Source organism: Caballeronia sp. M23-90 (assembly GCF_053574605.1).
This window is the reverse complement of sequence record NZ_JBSIPA010001042.1, coordinates 1-256: the sequence shown is the minus strand read 5'-3', so window position 1 is coordinate 256 and position 256 is coordinate 1. Positions and strand designations below refer to the sequence as shown.

Below are 256 nucleotides of genomic sequence, written 5' to 3'. Positions count from 1 at the left end.
TCCTCCAAGGCTAAATACTCGTGATCGACCGATAGTGAACCAGTACCGTGAGGGAAAGGCGAAAAGAACCCCGGGAGGGGAGTGAAATAGATCCTGAAACCGCATGCATACAAACAGTCGGAGCCTCGTAAGGGGTGACGGCGTACCTTTTGTATAATGGGTCAGCGACTTACGTTCAGTAGCAAGCTTAACTGATTAAGGCAGGCGTAGCGAAAGCGAGTCCGAATAGGGCGTTCAGTTGCTGGGCGTAGACCCG

Annotated in this window: 1 rRNA gene; it reads left to right on the top strand. The window is 52.3% G+C overall.

What is annotated here, in order from left to right:
* Positions 1–256: ribosomal RNA gene (locus ACRXB1_RS37710) — 23S ribosomal RNA — on the top strand; the annotation flags it as partial.